The sequence below is a fragment of the Lentzea sp. NPDC020367 genome (genome assembly GCF_044387305.1).
In the GTDB taxonomy this organism is placed as follows: domain Bacteria; phylum Actinomycetota; class Actinomycetes; order Mycobacteriales; family Pseudonocardiaceae; genus Lentzea.
In genome coordinates this window covers 31,672-56,583 of record NZ_JBIRVV010000031.1, presented here as the reverse complement: position 1 = coordinate 56,583, position 24,912 = coordinate 31,672, and the positions used below count along the sequence as shown (strand labels likewise).

General features: G+C 70.0%; 24 protein-coding genes and 1 pseudogene. 8 read left to right on the top strand and 17 right to left on the bottom strand.

Annotated elements, in window-relative coordinates; genetic code table 11:
* Positions 1-332 (bottom strand): annotated as a pseudogene (locus tag ACH413_RS47445) (fasciclin domain-containing protein); the annotation flags it as partial.
* 176 nt (positions 333-508) lie between these two features.
* Here ACH413_RS47445 and sigK point away from each other — a divergent pair.
* From sigK to ACH413_RS47430, 3 genes are read left to right on the top strand one after another with little or no spacing between them, the layout of a single operon-like run.
* Positions 509-1,108 carry an ECF RNA polymerase sigma factor SigK gene (gene sigK, locus ACH413_RS47440; protein ID WP_093598963.1) on the top strand — a complete coding sequence of 200 codons (600 nt, stop codon included), beginning with the start codon at positions 509-511 and terminating at the stop codon, positions 1,106-1,108.
* A complete protein-coding gene (locus ACH413_RS47435) occupies positions 1,105-1,824 on the top strand; it encodes an anti-sigma factor (RefSeq protein ID WP_360048802.1) in 720 nt (239 codons plus the stop codon). Before sigK ends, ACH413_RS47435 begins: the two co-directional genes overlap by 4 nt.
* 43 nt (positions 1,825-1,867) lie before the next feature.
* Complete coding sequence (locus tag ACH413_RS47430; RefSeq protein WP_360048804.1) at positions 1,868-2,218, top strand: VOC family protein; 351 nt, start codon at positions 1,868-1,870, stop codon at positions 2,216-2,218.
* 1 nt (position 2,219) lies between these two features.
* Here ACH413_RS47430 and ACH413_RS47425 read toward each other — a convergent pair whose 3' ends face one another.
* Complete coding sequence (locus ACH413_RS47425) at positions 2,220-3,872, bottom strand: methyltransferase (protein WP_360048806.1); 1,653 nt, start codon at positions 3,870-3,872, stop codon at positions 2,220-2,222.
* 18 nt (positions 3,873-3,890) lie between these two features.
* On the bottom strand, positions 3,891-5,048 hold the full coding sequence (locus ACH413_RS47420) for a 4-hydroxybenzoate 3-monooxygenase (protein ID WP_360048808.1): 1,158 nt from the start codon (positions 5,046-5,048) through the stop codon (positions 3,891-3,893).
* A 211-nt stretch (positions 5,049-5,259) separates the two neighbouring features.
* On the opposite strand from ACH413_RS47420, the gene ACH413_RS47415 reads away from it, so the two are divergent.
* The 3 genes from ACH413_RS47415 to ACH413_RS47405 all read left to right on the top strand — a co-directional run bounded on the left by ACH413_RS47415 (position 5,260) and on the right by ACH413_RS47405 (position 8,957).
* Positions 5,260-6,246 (top strand): acyl-CoA desaturase, encoded by a 987-nt coding sequence (locus tag ACH413_RS47415; RefSeq protein ID WP_360048809.1) that lies wholly within the window; start codon positions 5,260-5,262, stop codon positions 6,244-6,246.
* Between the two features lie 114 nt (positions 6,247-6,360).
* Positions 6,361-8,205 (top strand): hypothetical protein, encoded by a 1,845-nt coding sequence (locus ACH413_RS47410; protein WP_360048810.1) that lies wholly within the window; start codon positions 6,361-6,363, stop codon positions 8,203-8,205.
* Positions 8,206-8,255: 50 nt separating this feature from the next.
* Positions 8,256-8,957, top strand: coding sequence for an SDR family oxidoreductase (locus ACH413_RS47405; RefSeq protein WP_360048812.1), 702 nt, complete (start codon positions 8,256-8,258; stop codon positions 8,955-8,957).
* A gap of 4 nt (positions 8,958-8,961) precedes the next feature.
* Here the strand turns inward: ACH413_RS47405 and ACH413_RS47400 are convergent, their stop codons facing one another.
* Entirely contained in the window at positions 8,962-9,546 is a 585-nt protein-coding gene (locus tag ACH413_RS47400; protein WP_360048813.1) for a dihydrofolate reductase family protein, read from the bottom strand.
* A gap of 100 nt (positions 9,547-9,646) precedes the next feature.
* Between ACH413_RS47400 and ACH413_RS47395 the strand changes: the two genes are divergently transcribed.
* A complete protein-coding gene (locus ACH413_RS47395) occupies positions 9,647-12,358 on the top strand; it encodes an AAA family ATPase (RefSeq protein ID WP_360048815.1) in 2,712 nt (903 codons plus the stop codon).
* Here ACH413_RS47395 and ACH413_RS47390 read toward each other — a convergent pair.
* From ACH413_RS47390 to ACH413_RS47365, 6 genes are all read right to left on the bottom strand, one after another.
* Entirely contained in the window at positions 12,345-13,541 is a 1,197-nt protein-coding gene (locus ACH413_RS47390) for a cytochrome P450 (protein WP_360048816.1), read from the bottom strand. The two genes, ACH413_RS47395 and ACH413_RS47390, sit on opposite strands and share 14 nt — an antisense overlap.
* A 14-nt stretch (positions 13,542-13,555) precedes the next feature.
* Positions 13,556-14,338: an ABC transporter permease gene (locus ACH413_RS47385; RefSeq protein WP_360048818.1), complete on the bottom strand. Its 783-nt coding sequence runs from the start codon at positions 14,336-14,338 to the stop codon at positions 13,556-13,558.
* The gene (locus ACH413_RS47380) at positions 14,335-15,270 is read right to left on the bottom strand and encodes an ATP-binding cassette domain-containing protein (protein WP_360048820.1); all 936 of its coding nucleotides are present in this window, start codon (positions 15,268-15,270) and stop codon (positions 14,335-14,337) included. Before ACH413_RS47380 ends, ACH413_RS47385 begins: the two co-directional genes overlap by 4 nt.
* A gap of 11 nt (positions 15,271-15,281) precedes the next feature.
* Positions 15,282-16,124 carry a DUF4097 family beta strand repeat-containing protein gene (locus ACH413_RS47375; protein ID WP_360048821.1) on the bottom strand — a complete coding sequence of 281 codons (843 nt, stop codon included), beginning with the start codon at positions 16,122-16,124 and terminating at the stop codon, positions 15,282-15,284.
* A 68-nt stretch (positions 16,125-16,192) separates the two neighbouring features.
* The gene (locus ACH413_RS47370) at positions 16,193-16,717 is read right to left on the bottom strand and encodes a ribbon-helix-helix protein, CopG family (RefSeq protein WP_360048823.1); all 525 of its coding nucleotides are present in this window, start codon (positions 16,715-16,717) and stop codon (positions 16,193-16,195) included.
* A gap of 85 nt (positions 16,718-16,802) precedes the next feature.
* Complete coding sequence (locus tag ACH413_RS47365; protein ID WP_360048824.1) at positions 16,803-17,465, bottom strand: nitroreductase; 663 nt, start codon at positions 17,463-17,465, stop codon at positions 16,803-16,805.
* Positions 17,466-17,557: 92 nt separating this feature from the next.
* On the opposite strand from ACH413_RS47365, the gene ACH413_RS47360 reads away from it, so the two are divergent.
* A complete protein-coding gene (locus ACH413_RS47360; RefSeq protein ID WP_360048826.1) occupies positions 17,558-18,151 on the top strand; it encodes an NAD(P)H-dependent oxidoreductase in 594 nt (197 codons plus the stop codon).
* Here the strand turns inward: ACH413_RS47360 and ACH413_RS47355 are convergent.
* Genes ACH413_RS47355 through ACH413_RS47325 form a run of 7 tightly spaced genes read right to left on the bottom strand, consistent with a single transcriptional unit; the run spans position 18,148 to position 24,897 of the window.
* On the bottom strand, positions 18,148-18,606 hold the full coding sequence (locus ACH413_RS47355; protein WP_360048828.1) for a MarR family winged helix-turn-helix transcriptional regulator: 459 nt from the start codon (positions 18,604-18,606) through the stop codon (positions 18,148-18,150). The genes ACH413_RS47360 and ACH413_RS47355 overlap by 4 nt on opposite strands.
* Before the next feature lie 10 nt (positions 18,607-18,616).
* Entirely contained in the window at positions 18,617-19,405 is a 789-nt protein-coding gene (locus ACH413_RS47350; protein ID WP_360048829.1) for a TIGR02452 family protein, read from the bottom strand.
* Positions 19,406-19,449: 44 nt separating this feature from the next.
* Positions 19,450-20,448 carry a hypothetical protein gene (locus tag ACH413_RS47345; RefSeq protein ID WP_360048831.1) on the bottom strand — a complete coding sequence of 333 codons (999 nt, stop codon included), beginning with the start codon at positions 20,446-20,448 and terminating at the stop codon, positions 19,450-19,452.
* 53 nt (positions 20,449-20,501) lie between these two features.
* Positions 20,502-20,936: a universal stress protein gene (locus tag ACH413_RS47340; RefSeq protein WP_360048833.1), complete on the bottom strand. Its 435-nt coding sequence runs from the start codon at positions 20,934-20,936 to the stop codon at positions 20,502-20,504.
* 2 nt (positions 20,937-20,938) lie between these two features.
* Positions 20,939-22,180, bottom strand: a complete 1,242-nt coding sequence (locus tag ACH413_RS47335; protein WP_360048835.1) for an SLC13 family permease — start codon at positions 22,178-22,180, stop codon at positions 20,939-20,941.
* Positions 22,181-22,214: 34 nt separating this feature from the next.
* Positions 22,215-22,670, bottom strand: a complete 456-nt coding sequence (locus ACH413_RS47330) for a (2Fe-2S)-binding protein (RefSeq protein ID WP_360048837.1) — start codon at positions 22,668-22,670, stop codon at positions 22,215-22,217.
* Between the two features lie 13 nt (positions 22,671-22,683).
* Positions 22,684-24,897: a molybdopterin cofactor-binding domain-containing protein gene (locus ACH413_RS47325; RefSeq protein ID WP_360048838.1), complete on the bottom strand. Its 2,214-nt coding sequence runs from the start codon at positions 24,895-24,897 to the stop codon at positions 22,684-22,686.
* Positions 24,898-24,912 lie beyond the last annotated feature (15 nt).

Here is a 24,912-nt window from a genome sequence, read left to right as displayed (position 1 = left end):
TTGACCTTCGGGTTGAGCTTGCCGGACACGGCGTCGACCAGCGTCTTGAGCAGCGGGTTGTTCGACGCGGCGACGGCGACCGGGTCAGCGGCCATACCCGAGACGGAACCCGCGCCGGACGGAACCTGCTTCGCGTAGTCGGCACAGCCCGGGCCGACGAGGTCCTTGGCCGGGTCGGCCATCGCGGCGGACGAGGTCGCGGTCGAGGTGGGCGCGGCACTGGACGAGGTGCCGCTGCTGCTGGCCGTGTCACCCGAGCCGCACGCCGCGCCGAACAGGGCGAGCGAGGCGGCGCCGACGGCCAGGACGGTGTTGCGGACGGTCTTGTTCATGACAGGACATCTCCAAGGGGTGATCGAGCAGTTGCTGCCCGTGATTCGCCACCCCCCTGGGAGCGGATGGGTGTGGTTATCGATCCGTTACCAAACGAGATCTGACGCATTCAGCACCGATCCATCAGCGCCTCTGCTGCGAACACCAGAGGACAACGCTGAGGAGAGGACCTGGGATGCCTGAGCGTGAGCGGGCGCTGCAAAGCCTGCCGAGGACCCCGCGAGACGTGGGTCCGACCGCCGACGAACTGCTCGCCCTGGTCGCACGGGGCGACGAGGCCGCGTTCGAGCGGCTCTACGACGTCGTGTCCGGATCGGTGTTCGGGCTGATCAGGCGGGTGGTGCGGGACCAGGCGCAGTCGGAGGAGGTGTTCCAGGAGGTGATGCTCGAGGTGTGGCGGACCGCGACCAGGTTCGACCCCGACCGCGGCAGCGCCAACACCTGGATCCTCACGCTGACGCACCGCCGCGCCGTCGACCGCGTCCGGTCCGCCCAGGCCGCCACCCACCGCGAGGACCGCGCGGCCCGGCTCGATCCGGGCAGGCCCTTCGACGAGGTGAGCGAGCAGGTCGACGGCCGGCTCGAACAACGTCAGGTGCGCCGCTGTCTGAGCTTCCTGACCGAACTGCAGCGCGAGTCCGTGCTGCTGGCCTACTACCAGGGCTACTCGTATCCGGAGGTCGCGAGCCTGCTGAGCATTCCGCTCGGCACGGTCAAGACCAGGATGCGCGACGGCCTGATCCGACTGCGGGACTGCATGGGGGTGACCGGATGAGGACCACATCCGCTGATCTGCACACGCTCACCGGCGCCTACGCCGTGAACGCGTTGTCCGAGATCGAACGAACCGCCTTCGAGGCGCACCTGATCCGTTGCGAGAGCTGCGCGCTCGAGGTCGCCGAGCTCGCGGCCACGGCGGCGAGGCTGGGCGTCGCGGTGGAGTCCCCGCCGCCACCGCAGCTGCGTGCCCGCGTGCTCGCCGCGGCGGCCGAGACCCGGCAGCTGTCCCCGCATCCGGCCCGCGTGCCGAACCCGCGCAGGATCCGCTGGGCCGGAGGGCTGCTCGCGGCCGCCTGCCTGGTCGCCGCTGTCTTCGTGACGGTGCAGTACACCGAGTCCTCGCAGGACAAGCAGTTGGCGCAACTGTCCAGCGAGTACAGCCGCTTCTCCGACCTGCTGTCCACTCCGGACGCCAAGCTGATCAGCGGCACGGCGCCGAACGGGGCGACCGGCACCGCGGTGATCTCGGCCAGCCGCGACGAGGCGCTGTTCCTCGCCAGGGACCTGCCGGATCCGGGCCCAGGTAAGGCCTACCAGCTCTGGCTGGTCGGCGAGAACGGCCCGCGCTCGGCCGGCGTGCTCAAGTCGCTGACGTCACCGCTCGCGGTCTCCGGGCTGACCGGCGCGCAGCGGGTCGCGCTCACCGTTGAGCCCCAGGGAGGTTCGCAGCAGCCGACGACGGACCCCGTGATGGCCATGCCACTCGTGTGATCCAGGGCGGTCGCTGTCCTCGATCCGTGCCAGCATCCCGCGCATGATCGGACGTTGGCACGGACTGGTGATCGACTGCCCTGACCCGCAGGGCCTCGCGGAGTTCTACGAGAAGCTGCTCGGGATGATCCGGGTGCAGGACGACGGCGCGCTCGTCGTCATCGGTGACGCCCCCGACCGGCCCGGCGTGGCGTTCGCGCGGGTCGAGGGCTGGCAGCCCCCGAACTGGCCGGCCGAGACCGCCCACATGCACTTCGACGTGCGCGTGGACGATCTCGGCGCGGCCGGCGAGAAGGTGCTGGCACTGGGCGCGCGCAGGCTCGAAGGCGGTGGCGAGCGGTTCCACGTGTACGCGGATCCCGCAGGCCACCCCTTCTGCCTGGTGAGCTGGTGAACTAACGCAGCTTGGCGCGCATGACGTGCGCGTCGAGCGGCAGCGCGTGCGTCTCGACCAGCTCGAAGCCCGCCTCGGCGAGCAACTCGCGGTAGTGCGACTCGGTGCGCTCACGGCCGCCGGTGTTGCACAACATGTGGATGTCCCACGGGATCGCGAGCGAGTCCACCTCGCCGGCCTCGGGCAGCAGGCGCTCGATCACCAGCAGTTCGGCGTGTGCGGGCATGTTCCGCGCGCACGTGGCCAGGATGGTGCGGCACTGCTCGTCGTCCCAGTCGTGCAGCACGCGGGACAGCAGGTAGATGTCGCCGGTGCCGGGGATCGAGCGGGTGAAGTCGCCGGGGACGAGGGTGACGCGGTCCGCGAGGTCGGCGAGGCGCGGTTCGGCGGCGGCGAGGGCGTTCGGGAGGTCGAGCAGAACGCCCCGCACCGCCGGGTTGGCGTGCAGCACGCGGGACAGCAGCTCGCCGTTGCCGCCGGCCACGTCCACGACCGTGCCGGCGGTGGAGAAGTCGACGACCTTGGTGACACCGGTGAACATGGCGTTGCTCGCGGCCATGGACCCGTGGAACAGCTCCGCCAGGTCCGGATCCGTTGCCATGTGGGCGAAGTGGTGCGCGCCGAAAGCTTTCGCGTACGACTCCTCACCGCTGCGGACGGCCTCGGTCAGTTCGGCGAACGACCGGTAGAACGGGCCGCCGTACATCAGCGCGAGCGGCCGCATCGACCCCGTCAGGTCCGACCTCAGCAGCTCGCCGAGGTCGGTGAGGCTGTGCCGCTCACCCGACATGTGCACAACGCCGAGTGACGTGAGGTACCGCAGAAGCCTTGCCAGGCTTTGGGGTTCGGAGCCGGTGGCCGCGGCGAGACCGGGCAGGTCCTGGATCGTCACGAGGTGGTCGAGCAGCCGGAGTTCGGCGGCGGTCGCGATGGCCTGCGTCGCCCACGCGCCGGTCAGCAGGCGCAGCAACTCCGTACCGGCACAGGACTCGCGCTGGTGAGTGGCCTGCAGCTGCGGGAACCGGCCGGTGGAGATCAGTTCCAGGCGGCGGAACGCGGGGTCGGCGCAGTGCGCGTCGCGGAAGTAGAGGACCGAGTGGTTCTCGTAACCGTTGTAACCACCGCCGTCCGGGCGCATGACACCGGCGATCATCGTGCGGAGTCCGCGCAGCAGCACCGGATCCGGGCGCCGTACGGCCAGTGCGACGTGGTTCTCGTGCTCGTGGCGGCGTTCGTCCTCGGCGATGTGCGCCAACTCCGGTGGCGTCACCATCACGAAGATCTCCAGTTCGCACGGCCAGCCGTTGCGGTCGGAGACGGGCGCGCGCAGGATGCCGACCTTCAGGTCCGCGACGGGCACGGAGTAGCGGGCGCTGAGACGTTCGCGGACGACGACGCTCGGGGTCATCGTGCCGACCTCGATGCCGTGCCGCGCGAGCTCGTCCGCAAGTCCCGCAAGGGTTTCCGGGAAGATCAGCAACGCGGCGTGGTCGAGGGTGGCGTGCCGCGTGACGGCGGCGCGCTGGTCGGCGGGCAGCGACGGCACGGCGGCGGCGAGGGCCGAGTGCGTGTCGTGCGCGCCGATGAGGGCCATCGTGGCGGTCAGCCGGTCGAGGTCGGCCGCGGCGATGACGGGTGTGCTGGTCGAGATCATGGTGACGGTTCCCGTGGCTCAGATGCCGACGTAGTGCTCGGCGAAGAAGTTCTGGTGGGCGCGGCAGTCGCGCAGGCTGTGCAGCCGGGCGCGGCGTAGAGCGCGGTGGAAGTCGTCGTCCTGGGTGTGCAGGAGGTCGATCATCCAGCGCGAGAACTCCTGCGCCCGCCAGACGCGGGGCAGGCAGGTGCGCGAGTACGCGGCCAGCGGCCGTTCGTCGTCCCGGTGCAGGGCGGAGATCAGGGCGGAGGCCAGCACCTCGGCCTCCATGATCGCCAGATTGGCGCCCTTGGCGGCGGACGGGCTGATCAGACTGGCCGCGTCACCGACGAGGAACAGCCTGTCGTGCTGGATCGGGTCGACGACCTCGGACCGCAGCCGGACGATCCGGCGTTCGGTGATCGGGCCCTGTTTGAGCTGACCGAACTCGTCGGTGCGCATCCGGGTGCCGAGGGCGGCCCAGATCCGTTCGTCGGTCCAGGACTCCGGGTCGTCGCCGGGAGGAACCTGGAGGTAGTACCGCGTCACCTCGGGGCTGCGCGCCATGTGGCCCGCGAAGCCGTCGTCGTGGATCGCGTAGGTGACCGCGGCCATGCTCTGCGGCGCCTCGGCGAGCACCGCGAGCCAGCTGACGCCGTGGTCCTGGGTGTGACGCTGACCTAAGTCCGCCGGAATCGCCTGCCGGGTGGCGCCGTTGCTGCCGTCGCACCCCGCGAGGAACCGGCCGGTGGCAACACCTTCGCCCTGCTCGTCGCGGTAACGGATCGTCGCGGTACCGGAATCGACGCCGGTGACGGTCGCACCGAACCGGATCTCCCCGCCGCGGTCCAGATATTCGGCGACCAGGTCCGTGACGAGGTCCTGCTGCGGGTAGACGGTGTGCACCTCGCCCCGGCCGAGCGCGGAGTAGTCCAGCTCGAACTCCCCGTCCTCACCCCGAAAAGCGCAGACGCCGTGCGACCGTCCTTTGTGGAGCATCCCGGCGGCGAGTCCGTGCTCCGCGAGGACGCGGGCGCTGTTCGGTCCCAGGAAGCCCGCCCTGGCCCTCGTCTGCACCTGCTCACGACTCGCCCGCTCGACGATGAGGGTGCCGATCCCCGCCGCGCGCAACAAGTTGCCTAACACGAGCCCCGCCGGCCCCGCGCCCGCGATGAGCACGGTTGTGTGGTCGACCACGCCTTCTGGTCCTCTCTCCGGATCGGCCCGCGTCCGCGGCGGGCCCGATTGCGCAGCACTGGACCTCAGCGGCCGGGGCGGGGGCCAGCGGCTCGCCGGAGATGATGATCATGATCACCTGATCGTGTCGGTGCGGGACCGACCCACGTGGTTTGTAACGACTTCACCGGCCGTGCATGACTTCGTCGCCGCCATCCGGCATTCTGCGCAAATGGCACTCCGGCAGGCGAGCGACTTCGCCCACTTGGCCGCCGAGATCAAGCAGGCTGGCCTGCTCGCTCGGCGGCGTGGTTACTACTTCGCTCGAATCGGCGTGAACCTCGCCGTCTACGCCGGGGCCTGGGTGGCGTTCGCGCTGCTGGGCGACTCGTGGTGGCAGCTCGCGGTGGCGGTCGTGCTGGCGGCGATGACCACGCAGCTCGCGTTCATCGGGCACGACGCGGGCCACAAGCAGATCTTCGCCACGAAGAAGTGGAACGCGATCACCGGCTACGTCCACAGCGGACTGGTCGGCGTCAGCTACGACTGGTGGGTCGGCAAGCACAACCGCCACCACGCCAACCCGAACCACGAGGACGAGGACCCGGACGTCGACATCACGGTGCTCGCGTTCACGCAACGGCAGGGCGCGGGCAAGCGCGGTGCGTTGCGGTGGATCGCCTCGCACCAGGCGGTGTTGTTCTTCCCGTTGCTGCTGCTCGAAGGCTTCGCGCTGCACTGGCACTCGATCCGGTACTCCGGCCGCGAGCGGTTCGTGATGATCGCGAACGTCGTGGTGTACCTCGGGGTCGTGTTCTGGGTGCTCTCGCCCGTGTACGCCGTCGCGTTCATCCTCGTGCACCAGGCGTTGTGGGGCTTCTACATGGGCTGTTCCTTCGCCCCCAACCACAAGGGCATGCCGGTGCTGTCCGCCGGCCACTCGCTCGACTTCCTGCGCAAGCAGGTGCTGACCTCGCGCAACATCCGGGGCGGCTGGTTCACGGACATCCTGCTCGGCGGTCTGAACTACCAGATCGAGCACCACCTGTTCCCCAGCATGCCCCGGCCGGCGCTGCGGCACGCGCAGGTGATCGTCCACAACTTCTGCGAGCAGCGCGGCATTTCCTATGCGCAGTGCGGCTTGTTCCGCTCGTACGGCTACGTGCTGGAGCACCTGCACGAGGTCGCGGCACCGCTGCGCGTCAAAGCCGCGGTCTGAATGTCCGAAAGTGGACAAAGGCTGACCAAAAGGCTCGTCTGATCCGCACGGCGCTGGTTTCCTCGGTTCAAGACCGAACTGGGGGAACTTCATATGCGCAAGCACCTATTTGGCGTGCTCACAGCAGGTGTGGCACTCGCACTGGTGGCCTCGGGGCAGTCGGCCGCCGAGCCCGCGCCGCAGCTCAGTCAACCCGATCCGATGCTGGCGTTCCTGCCGGCGGAGGCACAGGTCGACTGGGCCTCGGTGCACCGCGACCGCGAGTCCCGCAAGCAGTCGCGGGTGGCCGCGAAGAGCGCGGGCCAGCCGTTGACGTACGGCGAGAAGGAGACCGGGCAGGGCGCCAACGACGCGCCCGCCCAGGCCGAGCACGTGGCGGGGTTCGGCACCGGCAAGGGCAAGAACCCGAAGCTCACGATCACCGGTGACCTGGCGGGCGACCCCACGATCCCGGTCGTCCCTGCGTTCGCCGAGACCAACGACGCCATCCCGCTCGCGAGCGACATCGGCGTTCCGGCGCGCGGCAGGGCCCTGAAGACCAGCGGCACGATCGGCGACGGCCCGTACGGCACCGGCGGTGACGGCTCCGGCGACCACGACTTCTACAAGCTGACCGGTGGCACCGAGCTCAGGTACGTCGTCGTCGAGACGGACACCCCGTCCGGTGACCTGGACACGCACCTCGCCGCGTACGACGCCGCCGGGCAGGTCCTGGTGCAGCAGGACAACCTCGTGGGCACCACCGACAGCAGGATCCAGGTCCCCGTGGGCGCGGGCCAGGACGTGTACGTCATGGTCGCCGCGGCCGGACCGGGCGCGATCCCGTCCGACCCGCTGACGCCGGGCACCGGCAAGCGCGCGGGCACCGAAGGCGGGTACGACCTGACCATCTCCTCCGGTGACGGCCCTGCGGACAAGGACTTCTTCTCCGTCGACCTCAAGGCAGGCGACGTGCTCGGCGCGTCGGCGAAGGGCAAGGCGACCAGGGTCGTGATCAACGATCCCGCCGGACGTGAGGTCTTCGGCTCGTCGCAGGACTTCAGCTTCCTGTACGCCGAGAACTCCCCGATGCCCGCCGGCGGCAACGCCGTCGCGGACTTCGTGGCGCCCAAGGACGGCCGCTACACGGTCGGCGTCGAGAACGGCGACGGCCGCTACGACGTCACGGTCGAGGCCTACCGTCCCGGCTCGGAGCTCAACCCGCGGCCCGACGTGCTGACGCTCTTCCTCGACTTCGACGGCGCGCGGGTCAACACCCGGATCTTCGGCAGCGACCCGACAGCCGGCAACAAGGACCTCTCGCCGTTGAAGAAGTTCCTGCCCGGTTGGGGTCTCACCGGCGCCGACGAGAACGCCGTGATCGACGGCGTGGTCGCGACCGTGCGCGAGAACATCGAGAAGGACCTGGCCGCCAAGGGCACGAACAAGCGGTTCGCCGTGCGGATCCTGAACAGCCGCGACCACGCGGACCCGTGGGGTCAGCCGAACGTCAGCCGGGTGGTCGTCGGTGGCTCGATCGCCGAGTCCGGCATCCAGACCGTCGGCATCGCGCAGTCGATCGACGCGGGCAACTTCGGCAAGGAGGAGACCGCGCTGGTGCTGCTCGACATCCTCAGCTCGCCGGCCACCCAGTCGCGCACCTCGCTGAACGGGTACATCACGCCGGCCAGCGACAAGATCGCGTTCATCGGCAGGGCGATCGGCAACATCACCGCGCACGAGGCCGGTCACATGTCGGGCAGCTGGCACCAGGACCAGTTCAACGCGCTCGACGCCATCATGGACCAGGGCGGCAACCCGAAGGGCATGTTCGGCGTGGGTCCGGACGCCATCGGTGGCACCGCCGACGACATCGACGTCGACTTCCACGAGGACGTCCTCAACCCCAACGAGGGCTTCACCGGCGTCGAGGACTCCCTCAACCGCACCGCGTGGGCGTACGTCCGAGGCGCCAACTGACGGTCCGATTCCCGCCAGACGCCCGATGCTGATTCCAGCAGGCTGAGGGCATGGGATCACTTGCAGGGAAAGCGGCTCTCGTCACCGGCGGGAGCCGCGGCATCGGGGCCGCGATCGCCGAGAAGCTCACCGCTCTCGGCGCGCAGGTCGCGGTGACGTACCAGAACACCAAGCCGGACAACGGTTTCGCCATCCGGGCGGACAGCGCCGATCCGGACGCCGTGGTGGCGGCGGTCGACGAGACCGCCGTCCACTTCGGACGGTTGGACGTCCTCGTCAACAACGCGGCCGCCTTCCAGGTGGGACCACTGGAGGAACTCGGCCGGGAGGAGTTCGACCACACGATGGCCGTGAACGTGCGCGCACCCTTCCTCGCGGCGCGCGCGGCGGTACGGCACATGGGCGACGGCGGACGGATCATCAGCATCGGCAGCAACGTCGCCGTGTACGCGCCGTTTCCGGGCTTCGCCCTGTACTCGGCCGGCAAGACGGCGTTGATCGGGATGACCAAGGGACTCGCGCGCGATCTCGGTCCGCTGGGCATCACCGTGAACGTCGTCAACCCCGGTCCGACCGAGACGGACCTGAACCCGGCGGACGGGCCGATGGCGGACACGATCCGCGGGCTGACCGCACTGGGACGTTTCGGTCAGCCCGCGGAGATCGCCGAGGTCGTGGCGGCACTCGCCGGTGACGCCGGCGCTTACGTCACCGGCGCGAGCATCAACGTCGACGGTGGCTTCACCGTCTGACAGGTCAGCGGTTCCGGTCGTAGTACAGGCAAAGGGCGCCGCTCTCCACCGGTGTGGACGAGACCAGCCGCCAGGACGTGCCGGACGGACCGTCCTGGAACAGCCGTTCGCCGCCACCGACCAGCTCCGGGCACAGCGTGACGCTGAGCCGGTCCACCTCGTCGGCGGCGAGCAGCTGCCGGATCACGCTGGTGCTGGCGAGCACGATGATGTCGCCACCCTCCTGCTCGCGCAGCTGCTTGACCTCCGTGACGGGATCGACCGCGGACAGCCGCGCGTTCTCCCACTCCACCTCGGTGAGCGTGGTCGAGAAGACGACCTTCTCGACGTCGTTGAGCCAGCGGGAGAACGCGCGGTCGGCGGTGGCGGCGTTCTCGTCGTCCGCCACCCCCGGCCAGAACCCGCCGAAGCCCTGGTAGTTCTTGCGTCCCAGCAACGCCGTCGTCGCCGGGGCCGTCACCTCGACCATGTGCCGGCGGGCGCCGTCGGTGACGGCGTGCCCGACGATCCAGCCCATGTCGTACTCGCCGCCGGGACCCGCGATCCGGCCGTCGAGCGAGAGCGAGATGTTGGCGATGACCTTGCGCATTGCTGCCTCCCGTTTCGGATGTGTCCACAGCTTCTCCGAGCGGGTGGCAAGCTGTCGTCATCAGACTTGACGACATCGCGTCCGGGTTGGGAGGTGGCCGGTGACGTCTCCGGTGCTCATCGGCCGCGAGTCCGAGCTGGACTCGTTGCGCGGCGCGTACGAACGCGCACGCGGCGGTGCTCCCGCGACCGTGCTGGTGACCGGCGAGGCGGGCATCGGCAAGTCCCGGCTGGTGTCCACAGCGGTCGGCGCACTGCCCGGCGAGCCGATCGTCCTCAGTGGAGGCTGCCTGGAGCTCGGTGCGGACGGGGCACCGTACGTCCCGTTCGTCGCGGTTCTCCGGGATCTCGTGCGCAAGATCGGCCGCGACGGGGTCACCAAGCTGTTGCCTTCGGACGGCACGGCGTTGAGCGACTGGCTGCCCGGCCTCGGACCGGCGCCTGCGCGGTTCGGCCTGACCAGGTTGCTGGAAGAGGTGCTGGGGCTGCTGAGCGGCATCGGTCCCGCCGTCGTCGTCATCGAGGACCTGCACTGGGCCGACGCCTCCAGCCGCGAGCTGTTCGCCTACCTCGCGCGCAACCTCGGCGGTTCGCAGGTCCTGTTGATCGGCACGCTGCGCACCGGCGAGCTGGCCTCCGGGCATCCGGGCAGGCGGTTGTTCGCCGAACTGGGCCGCCGTGCGGACGTGCGGCGGATCGACGTGCCGCCGCTGGACCGCCGCCAGGTCGCCGACCTGCTCGCCGCCGTCGACGGGGACTCGTCGCGGGCTGCCGAGGTGCATCGGCGCAGTGGCGGCAACCCGTTGTTCGCGGAGGCGCTGAGCACCTCCGGCGAGGAGGCCGACCTGCGGACGTTGCTGCTCGACCGGGTCACCGCGCTGCCGGCCGGTGCCCGCGACCTGCTCGCGACGCTGGCCGTGGCCGGTACCGCGCTCGAACTGGAGGACGGCATCGGCGACCTGGCCGGGCTCGACCTCGTCGTCGCGGACGGCGACGGCTACCGCATCCGGCACGACCTCATCCGCGAGGCCGTCTACGACTCGGTGCCGCCCGCCCGGCGTCGTCAGCTGCACGCCCGCAGCGCGGAGGCACTGGCCGTGGACAGCGCGGCCGTGGCGGAGCACTGGGCGGCGGCGGGAGAGTTCGGCAGGGCCGCGGCGGTCGCGTGGCGGGCCGCGGCCATCGCCGCCCGGCAGTACGCCTGCGACGAACAGCTGCACCTGCTCGAACTCGTGCTGGCGCACTGGTCCCCCGAGATCGTGGCGGACCGGACGGCCGTGCTGGAACTCGCGGCCGAGGCGGCGTTCGCGGCGGGCAGGTCCGGCGTGGGCGTCGAGCACTGCACCGCCGCACTCGCCGAAGTGACCGAGCCGCACCGGGTGGCGCGGCTGCTCGGCCTGCGCGGCCGCCTTCGGTCCAGAATGGACGGAACCGGTCAGGACGACCTCCGCGGGGCGATCGAGCTGGCACCGCCAGGTCCGCTGCGCGGCAGGCTGCTCGCGGCGCTCGCGATCGCGGGCGTGGGCTCGTTCCGGCACGAGGAAAGTCGTTCGTGTGCAACGGAAGCACTGGCCATCGCCGACCAGCTGGACGACGACGCGTTGCGCGCGCCCGCTCTTCTGGTGCTCGCCGCGCTCGGCAACGATCGCGAGATGTTCGCCCGCGCCCGCGAACTGGCTGCGAGAGTGGACGACGATCACACGCTTCTCACCACGTACCAATGGGAAGCGGACGCGGCGGAACGGACGGGCCAGGTCGCGGACGCCGTCGAACTCGCCCGCACCGGCAGGCAGGTGGCGCAGCGGCTGGGCCGGGTGCGGTCGCGCGGCAGCATGCTCGCCGCCGCCCAGGCGATGTGCCAGCACTGGCTGGGCCAGTGGGACGAGGCGATCGAGGCCGCCGAGGACGCCCTCGCCGACGGCCCTCCGCCCCTGTACGCCGCCTTCTCCCGGCTCACCGTCACCAGGATCGCCCTGGAACGCGGCGACGAGGCCCGCTTCGAACCGCTGATGCGCCAGCTCGCCGAGTACTCCCGGCACGCGCACGGCGCCGCGCAGTTCCTGGCGGAGTTCACGATGCTGCGCCTGACGCGGGCGCTCGGCCAGGGCGAGTTGGAGGTGGCACAGCGCGTGCTCACCGACCAACTCGACCTGGCCGTCACCACCTGGTGGCCGGAGGAACTGCTGCGGCTGACCGTGATCGGCACCCGCGTTCAGCGTGCCCGGCGAGCCGCCGCACCCCGCGACCGCACACTGGCCCAGGACGTCGAGCAACGACTCGCCGAACTCACCAAGGTCGCTCATGCGATACCGGCCACAACCCCGGTGCTGACGGCGTACCGGCTCACCTTCGACGCAGCCACGTTGTCCACTTGGGACGAAGCCGCGGCGAAGTGGCGTGAGCTGGGCAATCCACACGAAACCGCACAGGCTCTCGTCGAAGGCGCCGTGACGGCGTTGGCGTCCAACAACAAGCCGGGCGCGAGAACGAGACTTCGTGAGGCGCAGGAGATTGCCGTGCGGCTGAAAGCGCAGCCGTTGCTCACCAGAATCGGCGGTCTGCTGGCACGTGGAGGGCTCGAAGACGTGGAAACCCCGCCGGGCAACGACTTCGGCCTCACCCGCCGCGAACTGGACGTGCTGGCGGTCCTCGTGCGGGGCCGGTCCAACTCGCAGATCGCCGCCGAGCTGTTCGTCAGCGTCAACACGGTCGCGACGCACGTGGCCAGGATCCTGGCCAAACTCGGTGTCGCGACCCGCACGGAAGCGGTGCGGCGGGCCTTGGAACTGGGTGTCGGAACTACGCCCAGGTGACGGGCAGTGCGTGGACGCCGTAGATGTTCATGTCGGTCCTGAGCTTCACCTCGTCGGCCGGAACCGCGAGCTGAAGGCCCGGGAAGCGACGGAGCAGCCCTTCGAACCCGGCGCGCATCTCGATGCGGGCCAGCTGCTGGCCGAGGCACTGGTGGACGCCGTGCCCGAACGACAGGTGCCCACGGGCGTTGCGGTGCACGTCGAGCGTGTCGGCGTTCTCGTAGCGCTCGGGGTCGTGGTTGCCCGCCAGCAGCGACAGGATGACCGACGAGCCCTTCGGAATCGTCTCCCCGAAGAACTCGATGTCCTCGGCGGCGTACCGGAAGAAGATGTCGGCGACGGCCAGGTAGCGCAGCAGTTCCTCGACGGCGTCAGGGATCAGTGCCGGGTCGTCCCGCAGCGCCGCGAGCTGGTCCGGGTGCTCCAGCAACGCGAAGGTGCCCAGCGACAACATGTTCGCCGTCGTCTCGTGGCCCGCGAGCAGCAGCAGGAACGCCATTCCGCAGAGTTCCTCGATGCTGAGGTCCTCGTCGCGGGCCAGATCGGACAGCAGGTCGTCACCCGGTTCCGCCCGCTTGCCGATGACCAGTTCGGCCAGGTACGTGTTCATCGCCATGTACGCGGCCATCTTGTCCTCGAGGTCCACCTCGCGTTCCATGAACTTCGAGGAGTTCGTCTGGAACGTGTCGCGGTCCGCGTAGGGAACGCCGAGGATCTCGCAGATCACCAGTGACGGCACCGGAAGCGCGAACTCCTTCACCAGGTCGACCGGTGGGGTGAGCTTCGCGAGTTCGTCCAGCTGCCGTTCGGTGATCTCGATGATGCCTTCTTCCAAGGCCTTCATCCGCTTGACCGTGAACGCCCCGGTGAGCTTGCGGCGCAACCGGGTGTGGTCCGGCGGGTCCATGCTGATGAACAGCCCCGGCGTCTGCGGGGACGGCTCGGTCTGCTCGGGCATGCCGGGCGTCGGGAACGGCACGTGGATGATGCCCAGGTCCTGCCGGTTGCTGAACCTGGTGTCGGATAACGCCTGCCGGACGGCTTCGTAGCCGGTGATGAGCCAGCCCTCGTGGCCGTCGGGGAAGAGCATCGGGCTGACGGGCCGGGTCTCGCGAACCAGGGTGATCTTGCTGGGAGGGTCGAACGGGGTGACGTCGCGTTCCATGGGAAGGCCTTGCAACATGATCGGTGACTCCTTCAGCGGGTGGATTCGCGGTTGAAGAGCTTCTTGGACCAGAGGTAGCCGCCGAGCCCGATGACGAGGCACCAGGCGAAGGCGATGTAGCCGCTGTTGCCGATCGCCGTGCCCATCAGCAGACCGCGCAGGGCGTCGATGAACGGGGTGAACGGCTGGTACTCGGCGAACCAGCGCAGCACCGTCGGCATCGAGTCGGTGGGCACGAAACCGTTGCCGAAGAACGGGAGCAGGATCAGCGGCAGGCCGACGTTGCTCGACGACTCGACGGACTTGCTGGCGAGGCCCAGCGCGGCGGACAACCAGATCATCGCGAACGACATGGAGATCAGCAGGCCGCCCAGCGCGAGCCAGCCGAGAGCGCTCGCCTGCGGCCGGAAGCCGATCGCGACCGCGACGCCGAAGACGAACGTCATGGCGAGCACCGTCTGGACCAGGCTGCCGACGACGTGTCCGGTCAGGACGGACACCCTGGCGATCTTCATGGTGCGGAAGCGGTCCACGATGCCCTCGGTCATGTCCATCGCGATCGAGATGCTCGTGCCCTGCACCGCGGCCGTGATCGACATCAGGATGATCGTCGGCGTGACGTAGTTGAGGTACTCGCCCCGTCCGCCGCTCGGCCCGCCGAGCCCGGCGCCCAGCGTGCCGCCGAAGACGTAGACGAACAGCAGCAGGAACACGACCGGCATGATCAGGAGCTGGAACGTCAGCGACGGGTAGCGGATCATCCGCGTGAGGTTGCGGCGCACCATCGTCGCCGAGTCGGCCAGGACGTAACTCATTGCTGGGCCACCTTTTCAGGGCTGCCGGTGAGGGCGAGGAAGACGTCGTCGAGGTCGGGCGTGTGGGTGCTGAGCGAGTCGACCAGCACCGAGTTCTCGTCCAGGCGGTCGAGCAGGGCCTTGAGCGAGCGGACGCTGCCGTCGCTGGGCACGCGCAGGGCGAGCGACTCACCGTCACGGGAGGCGTCGCGCACGATCCGCGTCGCGGCCTCGAGGTGCCGGGGATCGGTGAACTGCAACAGGACGTGGCCACCGGGAATGCGGCGCTTGAGCTCGTCCGCCGTGCCCTCGGCGACGACCTTCCCGTGGTCCAGCACCGCGATCCGGTCGGCGAGCTCGTCGGCCTCCTCCAGGTACTGGGTCGTCAGGAAGATCGTGACGCCGCTCGCCACCAGGTCCCGCACGATCTGCCACATCGTGCGGCGGCTGCGCGGGTCGAGTCCGGTGGTCGGCTCGTCCAGGAAGATCACCTCAGGTGACCCGACCAGCGTCATGGCGAGGTCGAGCCGGCGCCGCATGCCGCCGGAGTAGGTGGCCGCGGACTTGTCGGCCGCGTCGACCAGGTCGAACTGCTCCAGCAACTGCTCTGCCTTGCGCCTGCCGTCCGCCTTGCCGAGGTGGTGCAGGTCGGCCATCAGCTTCAGGTTCTCCCGGCCCGTCATCAGGTTGTCGACGGCGGAGAACTGGCCGGTGACGCCGATCGCGCCGCGGACGGCGTCCGGGTCGCTCGCCACGTCGTGACCGGCGACGGACGCACTGCCGCCGTGGGCGCCGATCAGCGTGGAGAGGATCTTGACGGTGGTGGTCTTGCCGGCGCCGTTCGCGCCGAGCAACGAGAAGACGGTGCCGCGCTGGACGTTCAGGTCGACGCCCTTCAGCACTTCGTTGTCCCCGTAGGACCGGCGCAGGCCGGTCGCCTTGATCGCGTTCATGGTGTTCCCCCTCAGGAACGGCGGACGGTGATGTCGCCGAAGGACGTGTGGGCGGTGACCTTGACGGTCTCGGCGGAGTTGCCGGGGCCGTCGCTGCCGTCGAGCGTGTTGGTGACGCGGCCGAACGCGGTCTTGGCGTCGATCCACGCGGCGGTGCCCTGGGCGATCCCGATCTCGATGCCGCCCATCGCGGTGTTGAGCGTGACGGTGTCGCGGACGACCTCGCCGATGTTGATGGATCCCATCGCGGTCCTGGCCTCCGCCGGGCCGGCGGCGCGTTCGACGGTGATGTCCCCGTTGGCGGAACGCGCCTTCAGCTCGCCCTCGACCACGCCGGCGTCGATGTGACCGTTGGAGTTCTTGACGACCAGCGAGCCGCGCACCGTGCCGATGCGGATGTGGCCGCTGCCGGTCCTGACGTCGGCGTGGCCCGTGACCGAGCCGATGTTGACCACTCCGGCGCCGGTGTCCGCCTTCAGCGGTCCGGTCCGGTCGAGGTGGATGTTGCCCGCGGACATGTCGACCTCGGTCACCCCGAGCACCCCGGAGGTGCGGACGCTGCCGGCCGTCACGTCGGCGTCCACTTTGGACCCCGTCGGCAGCTCGATCACGACGTCGACCGACCTGGTCTTCTTGGAGAAGTCGAACGTCCGCTTCTGCCCGCGCACCATCAGCGTGCCGTCGGAGTAGTCGACGCGGGTCTTCTGCGCCGCCTCGACGTCCGAGGAGTCGGACGGGTCGGAGGGTCGCACGTCGATCTTCGTGTCGGTGCGGTCGCTCGCGACGATCTGGACGTAGCCCGCGTAGACGTCGAGCAGTACGGAAATCGGTTCTGGCGTTTCGTAAGAAGGCATGGCTGTCCCCTCAGAAGGTGTCGGTGGAACATCCCCGCAGGTCGGGGCGATGTGAAGAAGACCGGGAGTTAGCGGACCCAGCCGACGAAACGCTGCGAGCCGGTGATGCTGCTCTCGATCGTCTCGGCGATGGTTTCGCGCTTCGGGCTCAGTTGCGCGGACGCGGCACGCACGAGCCACGCGTTGACCGAGCGGCCCTCCTTGGCCGCGGCCTCGTCGATCGCGGCCTTGAGCGGTTCGGGCAGCCGGACGTTGATGCGCACGGTGGTGCCGTCGTCGAAGGCGGCCGCCGCGTCCTCGGCGGGTGCCGCGGCGGCGGGCTCCGCAGCGACGGCGGCCGGCTGTTCGGGCGCCCGGCGCGTCACGACGAACTTCGGGTCACGGCCCCGCAGCAGCACCTGCACCGAGTCCGGTGCCAGGTCCGCGGTGATCTCGTCGGCGGCAGCGGACAGCGCCTCCAGCAGCGCCAGCCGGATCGCCGACTCCATCGTCACGGTCAACCGCTCGACCAGCGCGCTCGCTTCGTCGCCGCCGGTTTCGACGGCGGTCAGCAGCTCGCGGCCGAGGGAAGCCACATACGGGGTCAGATCCATGGCATCACTATGGCACACGGCGGTGCCACCAGCAAGCAATTCTGGCTCAGCTTGGCATCATTCTGGCTCACCGCAGGTCAGAGGCCTAGTCGAGGAAGGTCACGGTCTCCGCGAGCGGCGCCCGGCCCGTCCGTGGCTCCACCACGGCGGTGTCCGCGTACCCGATCGACATGCCGCAGAAGAGCACGAGTCCCTCCGGCGGAGCCACGACCTCCGCGACCGACGCGGTGAACTTCGCCCACGCCATCTGCGGGCAACTGTGCAGCCCTTCCTCGCGGAGCAGCAGCATCACGGTCTGCAGGTACATGCCGGCGTCGGACCACTGCGGCGAGCCCATGCCCCCGTCGAGGTAGCAGAACAGGGCGGCGGGAGCACCGAAGCAGTCCCAGTTCGCCGAGGCCGCCCGCTGCCGTGCCTCCAGGTCGTCGCGCGCGATGCCGAGCGCGCCGTAGCGCTGCGCCCCGAAGGCCGCACGCCGTTCGCGGTACGGCGACTTCAGCTCGGGCGGGTACTGCTGGTACTCGGGCTCGTCCCACGGATCGCCGGCGGCGAGGCGTTCCCCCGCACGCTTCTTGAGCTCCGCCAACGGTTGCCCGGTCACGACGTAGACGCGCCACGGCTGGATGTTCGACGCCGACGGCGCCCAGGCCGCCGCCGTCAGCACCCGCTCCAGCACCTCCCGCGACACCGGCCGATCAGTGAACGCGCGCACTGCCCTCCTGCTCGTGACGGCCTCGTAGACGTCCATCACAGGCTCCCTCACTTGACGTGGTCGTGTGGTTACACCTGAAATAGTATCGTTCGATACGATATCGAGCGATACGAAGTAGGAGAGAACACATGGCCGCGCTGCTGCACATCGACTCGTCCGTGTTCCCCGGCGACGCGTCCCACTCGCGTTCCGTCGCGGCGGTCTTCCGCCGGACCTGGGAGGAACAGCACCCGGACGGCACGGTGATCTACCGGGACGTCGCCGCCGCACCCGTCCCGCACATCACGGCCGAGGGCCACCGGGACCCCGGGGCCACCGGCAGGCTCGTGCTGATCGAGGAACTGGAGCGCGCCGACGCCGTGCTGATCGGCGCCCCGATGTACAACTACGGGATCCCGTCGACGCTGAAAGCATGGCTGGACAACGTGATCCTGCCCGGCCGCACGTCCGGCGAAAGTCCGTCGTGCCAGGGCAAGCCGGTCACCGTCGTCGCCAGCCGGGGCGGTTCCTACGAGCCGGGCACGCCGCGCGAGGGGTTCGAGTTCGTGCGGAACTACCTGCGGGCGGTGCTCGCCGGCAGCCTCGGACTGGAGGTCGGTTTCATCGTCCCGGAACTGACGATGGCACCCCGCAACCCCGCCATGTCCGCGCTGGTCCCGCAGTACGAGGCGTCCCGCGAGCGCGCGTTGGAGGAGGCGGTCGTGCTGGCGAAGAGGCTCTAGGCGCCGGAGTGGGCGAGCTTGGTCAGCAGCGCCTCGAGCTGATCACGCTCGCCGGGTTCGAGCACGGACCCCAGCCGTTCGGACAACGGTTGCGCCGCCACGTGGATCTCGTCGAAGAGCGCGAGCCCGGCCGGGGTGATCTCCACCGCCCGTGCCCGCCGATCTCCCGGCACGGCCTTGCGCACGGCCAGTCCCTTGCGCTCCAGGTCGTCCACGACGCGCATGATCCCGGCCTTGTCCGTGCCCGTGGCCGGTGCCAGATCGCGCTGCATCACGGGACCGTTGTTGACCAGTTCCACCAGCACGGCGAAGTGCCGGAGCTCGATGCCGAGGGGCCGCAACGACTCCCCCATGACCGCCGCCGCCCGCCAGTGCGCCCGGCGCAGCAACAGTCCCAGCGCGAACGGCGACGCGTCTCCTGGACGGTCGGTCGCACGCACGGGCTCGGTGGTCATGCCCGGCATGCTACCCATGCAGGGCGTCGGCGAACGCGGTCAGCGTCGGCGCGCCCTCCTGCCGGTCCAGCACCGCGAAGACGACGTGGTCGAAGAAGCGGTTGTCCCGCAACGCGAGCGCGAAGATCCGCGCGACGGTCGCGGGGTCGTTGCCGAAGACACCACAACCCCAGGCACCCAGCACGAGCCGGCGGTGCCCGTGCGACGCGGCCACGTGCAGCACGCGGATGGTGCGCCGCAGCAACGCGAGCGGGATGTCGTCGATGCGTTCGGGCTGGTTGCGCAGGATCGCGGACCGGTTGGGCGCGGCGGCGGTGAGGAACGAGACCTCGTACGGCTGCGGCAGCAGGGTTCCCTTGTCGTCCTTGAACACCGGCACGCGCGGCGAGTAGATCACGCGGTCGCTGTAGGTCAGGTCGTCGTGCGCGCGGTGGTAGGCGTAGAAGTCACCGGCGGCACGCAGGCAGGGGTAGATCGCCGACGCACGGGCGATGCTCTCCTCCTGTGCCTGCGCGCCGTTGAGGAACCCGCCTCCCGCGTTGCGCGCGGAGGCGAAGTTCAACGCGGCGACGTCACCGCCGAGGCGCCGGGTCGCATCCAAAGTGGACTCGTTGGTGACATCGATCCGCACGCCGTCGGTCTCCGGGGGCAGTGACAGCACCTCGTCGGGAAGGTGGAGCCGGGTTCCCGCGACCGCGGGAGCGACGGCGACAGCGACCTCACCCGCGTCGGTGAAGTAGGAGCCGCGCTCCGAGATGGCGACGGTGTCGTGGGCGATCGCTCGCAACCTGCTGCTCATGATGCCCACGAGTCTGACCGCCTCCGCCTGGCACGCCAAGCGGGTTAAATGCGCCCGTAGATCTCGGCGACGGCGTCGAACCCGGCCTTGGGCTCCCAGGTCCCGTCCTCGAACACCTTCACGATGCCGGGACTGGCCATGTCGAAGTCACGACCCGGGTCGTCCGGCCGGTGCGTGTAGGTGTTGAGCGCGAACATGTAGACGAACGCGCCGTCGACACCTTCGGCCTCGAAGGTCTCCAGCACCTCGCGCAGGTACGTGGCCTGCTCGGCCTCGTCGCGCACGTAGCCGTCCTTCACCCGCACCGGCAGCCCGGCCTCGTCGAGGTCCAGGATCTCCATGCTGCGCGGCGCCATGACACCCGAACCGCGCCAGGCCGCCGTGCCGAAGCCCGTGATGGCGACCGGTTCCCCCTGCGCCACCACGTTCCTGATGCTCTCTGCGAACACGTCGGCTACCTCGGCGGAGCGGATCAGCTCGAACGACTTGACGTCGAACAGGTCCCAGTCCGGGTTCTCGAACGGGATGCAGGCGTAGGTGACCTTGCCCTGGAACTGTTCCCGCACCACCGCGACGGCCTCGGCGAGGAACCCGTTGAGCTTCACGCCCGCCTCCCCCATCCGCTCCGCGCGGCCCTCGGCCTCGCCCAGCAGCCGGCCCAGGCGCTGCACCAGGTCGCCGCCGGGGAGGAAGCCCGAGTTCATGATGCTGAGCTCGACGCCCGTCACGAACACGACCTCGGCGCCGGTGAGCCGGATCCGCTCGGCTCTCCGGGCGCAGTCGGTGAACAGGTCCAGGATCTCGGGGGGCGTCAGTTCCAGCGGATAGGGCGAGAACCAGATCTCCAGCCCCAGCCCGGCGGCGATCTCCGCGGCCCGCTCGAGCCGTTCCGGATCGCCGCCGACCAGGTGAACGGCGTTGCAGTGCAGGTCGTCCCTGATGACGGTCAGATCCCGCCTGACCACGTCCAGGTCGAACTTCTCCAGCGAGATCTCTCCGTGGCGCACGAAACCGGTGTCGTACGCGATGCCTTTGGCGCGCATGCCACCGAGACTAGATCTCAAAAGTGCGTGCGCGCAAGTTTTCGCGAGCGCAGTTATGACGGCCAGACGAGGAGCACCGGACAGGGCGCGTGGTCGACGACGAACCGGGTCGCCGGGCCGAGGCTGCGCGGACCGACGTGGCTCACGTCGCCGTCCCGGCAGAGGATCAGCAGGGACGCATCCTGAGCAGCCGCAACGACTTCGTGCTCGACGCGGCCAACGCGTGCTTCCTTCGCGCACGGAAGCCCCAGGCGTTCCGCGGCCGCATCGAGGATCTGCGTGGCGTGACCGGCGGCGAGGTCGTCCAGGCGGCTGCCGGGGTCGCGCGCGGGGTGGCCCCTGCCGAACAACCCGGCGAACGCCCCGTGCGCCGCACCGGGCACGTCGTGGTCGCTGACGTGCAGCAACAGGAAGTCGCCCGAGTACGCGCGGGCCGCGTCGACGCAGTCCTGCCAGGTGTCACCGGCGATCCACACGACCACCGTCATGGTCATCCTCCGATCAGCAGCAGGGACGCCCACAGTGCCACGACCGCGCCGACCAGGGTGGCAGGCACGGCGAGCAGGCCGAGCTTCGTGAACTCCGGCAGGTTCACCTCGGTGTCGTGGTCGTGCACGATCCGCCGCCACAGCAACGTGGCGAGCGACCCGGCGTAGGTGAGGTTCGGGCCTAGGTTCACGCCCAGCAGCACCGCCAGCACCACGCCCGGCCCCATCGGCGCGACCAGCGGCAGCAGCACGAGCACCGCCGGCAGGTTGTTGATCACGTTCGCGAGCACGGCGGCGACCGCGGCCACCCCGAGCAACGCCCACAGGCTGGTGCCGCCGGGGATCGCGAGCCGCAGCACGTCGTCCAGCCCGTTGTCGACCACCGCCCGCACGACGATGCCCAGGCCGAGCACGAACGCCAGGAACGGCACGGACGCCGCCCGCACCACCTTGACCACGGTCGTGCGCTTCTTCGCGAGCGCCCGCACCGCCATGACGAGCGCACCGGCGCAGGCCGCCCACGCCGGGTCGATCCCGGTGGCCGACGCGACGACGAACCCGACCAGCGTCAGCCCGACCGTGGCCAGCGCGAACACCGGCAGCTCCTGCGGCTCCCGCACCACCGGCGCGTGCGCGGGCGCGTCGAGGTCGGTGCGGAAGAACAGCCGGAACACCAGGTACTCGGCGGCGATCGCCACGATCCACGGCAACGCCATCAGCGCCGCGAACCGCGTGAAGCTCAGCCCGCTCGACGCGAACGCCAGCAGGTTCGTCAGGTTCGACACCGGCAGCAGCAGCGACGCGCTGTTGGACAGGTGCGTGCACGCGTAGACGTGCGGCTTCGGCCGGACGCCGAGCAACGCGGCCGTCGCGAACACGACAGGCGTGAGCAGCACGACCGTCGCGTCCAGACTGAGCACCGCCGTCGTCACCGAGGCCGTGACGAACACACCGCCCAGCAACGTCTTCGGTCTGCCGCCGGACGCCCGCGCCATCCAGGTGCCGCAGGCCTGGAAGAGGCCCTCGTCGTCGCAGAGCTGCGCGAGCACGAGGATCGCGGCCAGGAACCCGATCACGGGTCCCAGCCGCTCCGCCTCGTCCACCACGTGGTCGAACGGCAACGCCCCTGCCAGCACGACGAGCACCGCCGCCGGCACCGCCACCGCCGCCTCGGGCCAGCCCCACGGTCTGACGACCGCGCAGACCAGCACGGCGACGAGCAGCAACACCGACAGCGCCAGCACGGGATCCTCCTGCGCCGGCGGGCCCCGGCTCCAACTACATCTTGGCCGCCGCCGACTTTATGGCCTGCCGGATGCGGAAGTAGGTGCCACACCGGCAGACGTTCGCGATCCGGTCGATGTCCTCGTCCGAAATCTCCTTCTTCGTCCGGAGCAACGCCGCCGCGGCCATGATCTGGCCTGGCTGGCAGTAGCCGCACTGCGCGACGTCCTGCTCCAGCCACGCCTCCTGGACCGGGTGCAGGTCGTCACCGGACGCCAGTCCCTCGATCGTGGTCACCGACTGCCCGGCGCACTCGGCGACCGGCGTCACGCACGGCTGGATCTCCGCGCCGTTGAGGTGGGAGGTGCAGGCGCGGCAGACGCCGATGCCGCAGCCGAACTTCGGGCCGCGCACGCCGAGCTTGTCGCGCAGCACCCAGAGCAGGGCCATGTCGGCGGGAGCGTCGACGGTGACCGGCTTCCCGTTGACGATCATCGTGTAAGTAGGCACAGGGGACGCTCCTTCAGCGCGGGAACGGCTCGAAGTCGACCGGGAAGATGATCGGGAAGCTGCGCGGCACCACACCGGTCGCCCGCGCGTAGGCGTTGGCGATCGCGCCGACCGCGGCCGGCACGCCCAGTTCGCCCGCGCCGCCCGGTTCCCCGGTCGCCGGCATCACGAAGATCCGCACGTCCTTCGGGGCGTCCTTCTGCCGGGCGTAGTGGAACTGCGAGTACGAGCCCTCCAGCGGCAGGCCCTTGTCGATGTGCAGACCGGCGCGCAACGTGGTGGAGATGGCGTCGGTCAGGCCGCCGAGGATCTGCGCCTCCAGGCCGCGCGGGTTGATCGGGCGGCCGACGTCGACCGCGATCGTCGCCTTGACCACGCGGGGGTTCTGCGGGTCGCGGGCGTCGATCTCGACCAGGCACGCGGTGCAGGACTTGTACTCGTCGTGGAACCCGATGCCCTGCGCGAAGCCCTTGGGCATCGCCCGGCCCCACTCGCCCTCCGCGACGACCTTGTCGAGCACGGCACGCTGGCGCGCGGTCTTGAGGTACTCGCGGCGGAACGCGACGGGGTCCTTGCCCATCTTCTTCGCGAGCTGGTCGACCAGGATCTCTTCCGCACCACGGGTGTTCGCCGAGTAGACCGACCGCCACGAGCCGGTGTGCATGCGCAGCGGCACCTCGTTGAGCAGCGAGGTCACCACGCCGAAGTTGTACGGCACCTTGCAGGTCGTGAGGAACACCGTCTGCGCGAACGACAGGTTGCCCGCGACCGGCAGCGACGCGGCGGTGGCGGTGAGGACCTCGCCGAGGCCGTGCCGGAAGTCGGTCTCGACCGAGGCCACCCGGTGCTCGAACGTCAGCACGTTGCCCAGCGCGAACGTCGCCCGCAGCTTGTGGTGGCTGGCGGCGCGAGCGCGGCCGTGCCGCATGTCGTCCTTGCGGTCCCACATGAGCTTCACCGGGCGCCGCAACGCCTTGGAGATCTGCGCGGCCTCCATCGCGGCGTCGAAGAAGAGCCTGCGCCCGAACGAGCCGCCGCCCTGCATCACGTGGACGGTGACCGCGGACTCGGGCAGTCCGATGGCCGCCGCGATGGTCTGCCGCGCCACGATCGGCGACTTCAGCCCCGCCCAGATCTCCGCCCGGTCGTCGCGGACGTCCGCGATCGCCGAGTTCGTCTCCATCGGCGCGTGGCTGACGAACGCGAAGTCGAACTCCATGTCGACGTGCTGGGTCAGCAGCGGCGGCACGATGAACGGCAGCGCGGCCGCCTGCAGCTTCGCCCGGATCTCCTTGTCCGACAACGCGTCGATCGTGCCCGCGTTCCAGGTGACCTTCAGCGCGTCGCGGGCGGCCATGGCCTGGCCGAACGTCTCGGCGACCACCGCGACGCCGGTCGGCACGACCCCGATCGCGAGCACGCCCGGCATCGCCTTCGCGGCAGTCGAGTCGACCGACTTCACCGAGCCGTTGATCGTCGGCGGCCTGCGCACGACCGTCGGCATGGCGCCCGGCACGTCCTGGTCGAGCGTGTACTTGAACTGCCCGGTGACCATCGCACGGGCGTCGATGCGCGACTGCGGCGTGCCGATGAGCCGGTGCTCCGACGCCGGTTTCGGTTGTGCGGCGAAGACTCCGGTCAGCTGCGCGGCCGCAGAGGTGAGCAGCCCGTACAGGATCGGGCGCCCGTCCGGCAGGATCACCGCACCGTCTCGTGTGGACAGCCGGTCGACCGCGACGCCGTGCTGCTTCGACGCCGCCGCGAGCAGCCGGGCCCGTGCGGCCGCCGCCGCCTGACGGACCGGGCCGTACACCGACCGCATCGTGTTCGAACCGCCGGTGAGCTGGTTCATCAGCAGCTCCGGCCGCGCGTCGGCGAGCGTGACGCGCACCTGCCCCAACGACAGGTCGAGCTCCTCCGCGACGAGCATCGCGCAGGCCGTGGTGATGCCCTGGCCGACCTCGGCGCGGGGCAGTTCGAGTGTGACGACGCCGTCCTCGCCGACGCTGAGCACGGCGAGCGCGCCCGCGGTCGGAGTACCGGCCAGAATCAGGATGTCGCCGAGATCGAGGATCTCGGCCGGTTGCGGCAGCGTCGGGATGACGGCCTCGGCCGTGCCCGGAACGGCGACGGTGAGCACCGGCGCCGCGACCAGGAACGTGAGGAACTGCCGCCGGCGCACGGGGACCCGGGCTTCGGGGACCGGGACTTCGTTGTCACAGGTCATGTACTCGTCAACGAC

Bases quoted from the DNA above. Each gene is read 5' to 3' on its own strand.
- sigK (WP_093598963.1), top strand. From the start codon at position 509: ATGCCTGAGCGTGAGCGGGCGCTGCAAAGCCTGCCGAGGACCCCGCGA.
- ACH413_RS47435 (WP_360048802.1), top strand. From the start codon at position 1,105: ATGAGGACCACATCCGCTGATCTGCACACGCTCACCGGCGCCTACGCC.
- ACH413_RS47430 (WP_360048804.1), top strand. From the start codon at position 1,868: ATGATCGGACGTTGGCACGGACTGGTGATCGACTGCCCTGACCCGCAG.
- ACH413_RS47425 (WP_360048806.1), bottom strand. From the start codon at position 3,872: ATGATCTCGACCAGCACACCCGTCATCGCCGCGGCCGACCTCGACCGG.
- ACH413_RS47415 (WP_360048809.1), top strand. From the start codon at position 5,260: ATGGCACTCCGGCAGGCGAGCGACTTCGCCCACTTGGCCGCCGAGATC.
- ACH413_RS47405 (WP_360048812.1), top strand. From the start codon at position 8,256: ATGGGATCACTTGCAGGGAAAGCGGCTCTCGTCACCGGCGGGAGCCGC.
- ACH413_RS47400 (WP_360048813.1), bottom strand. From the start codon at position 9,546: ATGCGCAAGGTCATCGCCAACATCTCGCTCTCGCTCGACGGCCGGATC.
- ACH413_RS47390 (WP_360048816.1), bottom strand. From the start codon at position 13,541: ATGTTGCAAGGCCTTCCCATGGAACGCGACGTCACCCCGTTCGACCCT.
- ACH413_RS47385 (WP_360048818.1), bottom strand. From the start codon at position 14,338: ATGAGTTACGTCCTGGCCGACTCGGCGACGATGGTGCGCCGCAACCTC.
- ACH413_RS47380 (WP_360048820.1), bottom strand. From the start codon at position 15,270: ATGAACGCGATCAAGGCGACCGGCCTGCGCCGGTCCTACGGGGACAAC.
- ACH413_RS47375 (WP_360048821.1), bottom strand. From the start codon at position 16,124: ATGCCTTCTTACGAAACGCCAGAACCGATTTCCGTACTGCTCGACGTC.
- ACH413_RS47370 (WP_360048823.1), bottom strand. From the start codon at position 16,717: ATGGATCTGACCCCGTATGTGGCTTCCCTCGGCCGCGAGCTGCTGACC.
- ACH413_RS47365 (WP_360048824.1), bottom strand. From the start codon at position 17,465: ATGGACGTCTACGAGGCCGTCACGAGCAGGAGGGCAGTGCGCGCGTTC.
- ACH413_RS47360 (WP_360048826.1), top strand. From the start codon at position 17,558: ATGGCCGCGCTGCTGCACATCGACTCGTCCGTGTTCCCCGGCGACGCG.
- ACH413_RS47355 (WP_360048828.1), bottom strand. From the start codon at position 18,606: ATGACCACCGAGCCCGTGCGTGCGACCGACCGTCCAGGAGACGCGTCG.
- ACH413_RS47350 (WP_360048829.1), bottom strand. From the start codon at position 19,405: ATGAGCAGCAGGTTGCGAGCGATCGCCCACGACACCGTCGCCATCTCG.
- ACH413_RS47345 (WP_360048831.1), bottom strand. From the start codon at position 20,448: ATGCGCGCCAAAGGCATCGCGTACGACACCGGTTTCGTGCGCCACGGA.
- ACH413_RS47340 (WP_360048833.1), bottom strand. From the start codon at position 20,936: ATGACGGTGGTCGTGTGGATCGCCGGTGACACCTGGCAGGACTGCGTC.
- ACH413_RS47325 (WP_360048838.1), bottom strand. From the start codon at position 24,897: ATGACCTGTGACAACGAAGTCCCGGTCCCCGAAGCCCGGGTCCCCGTG.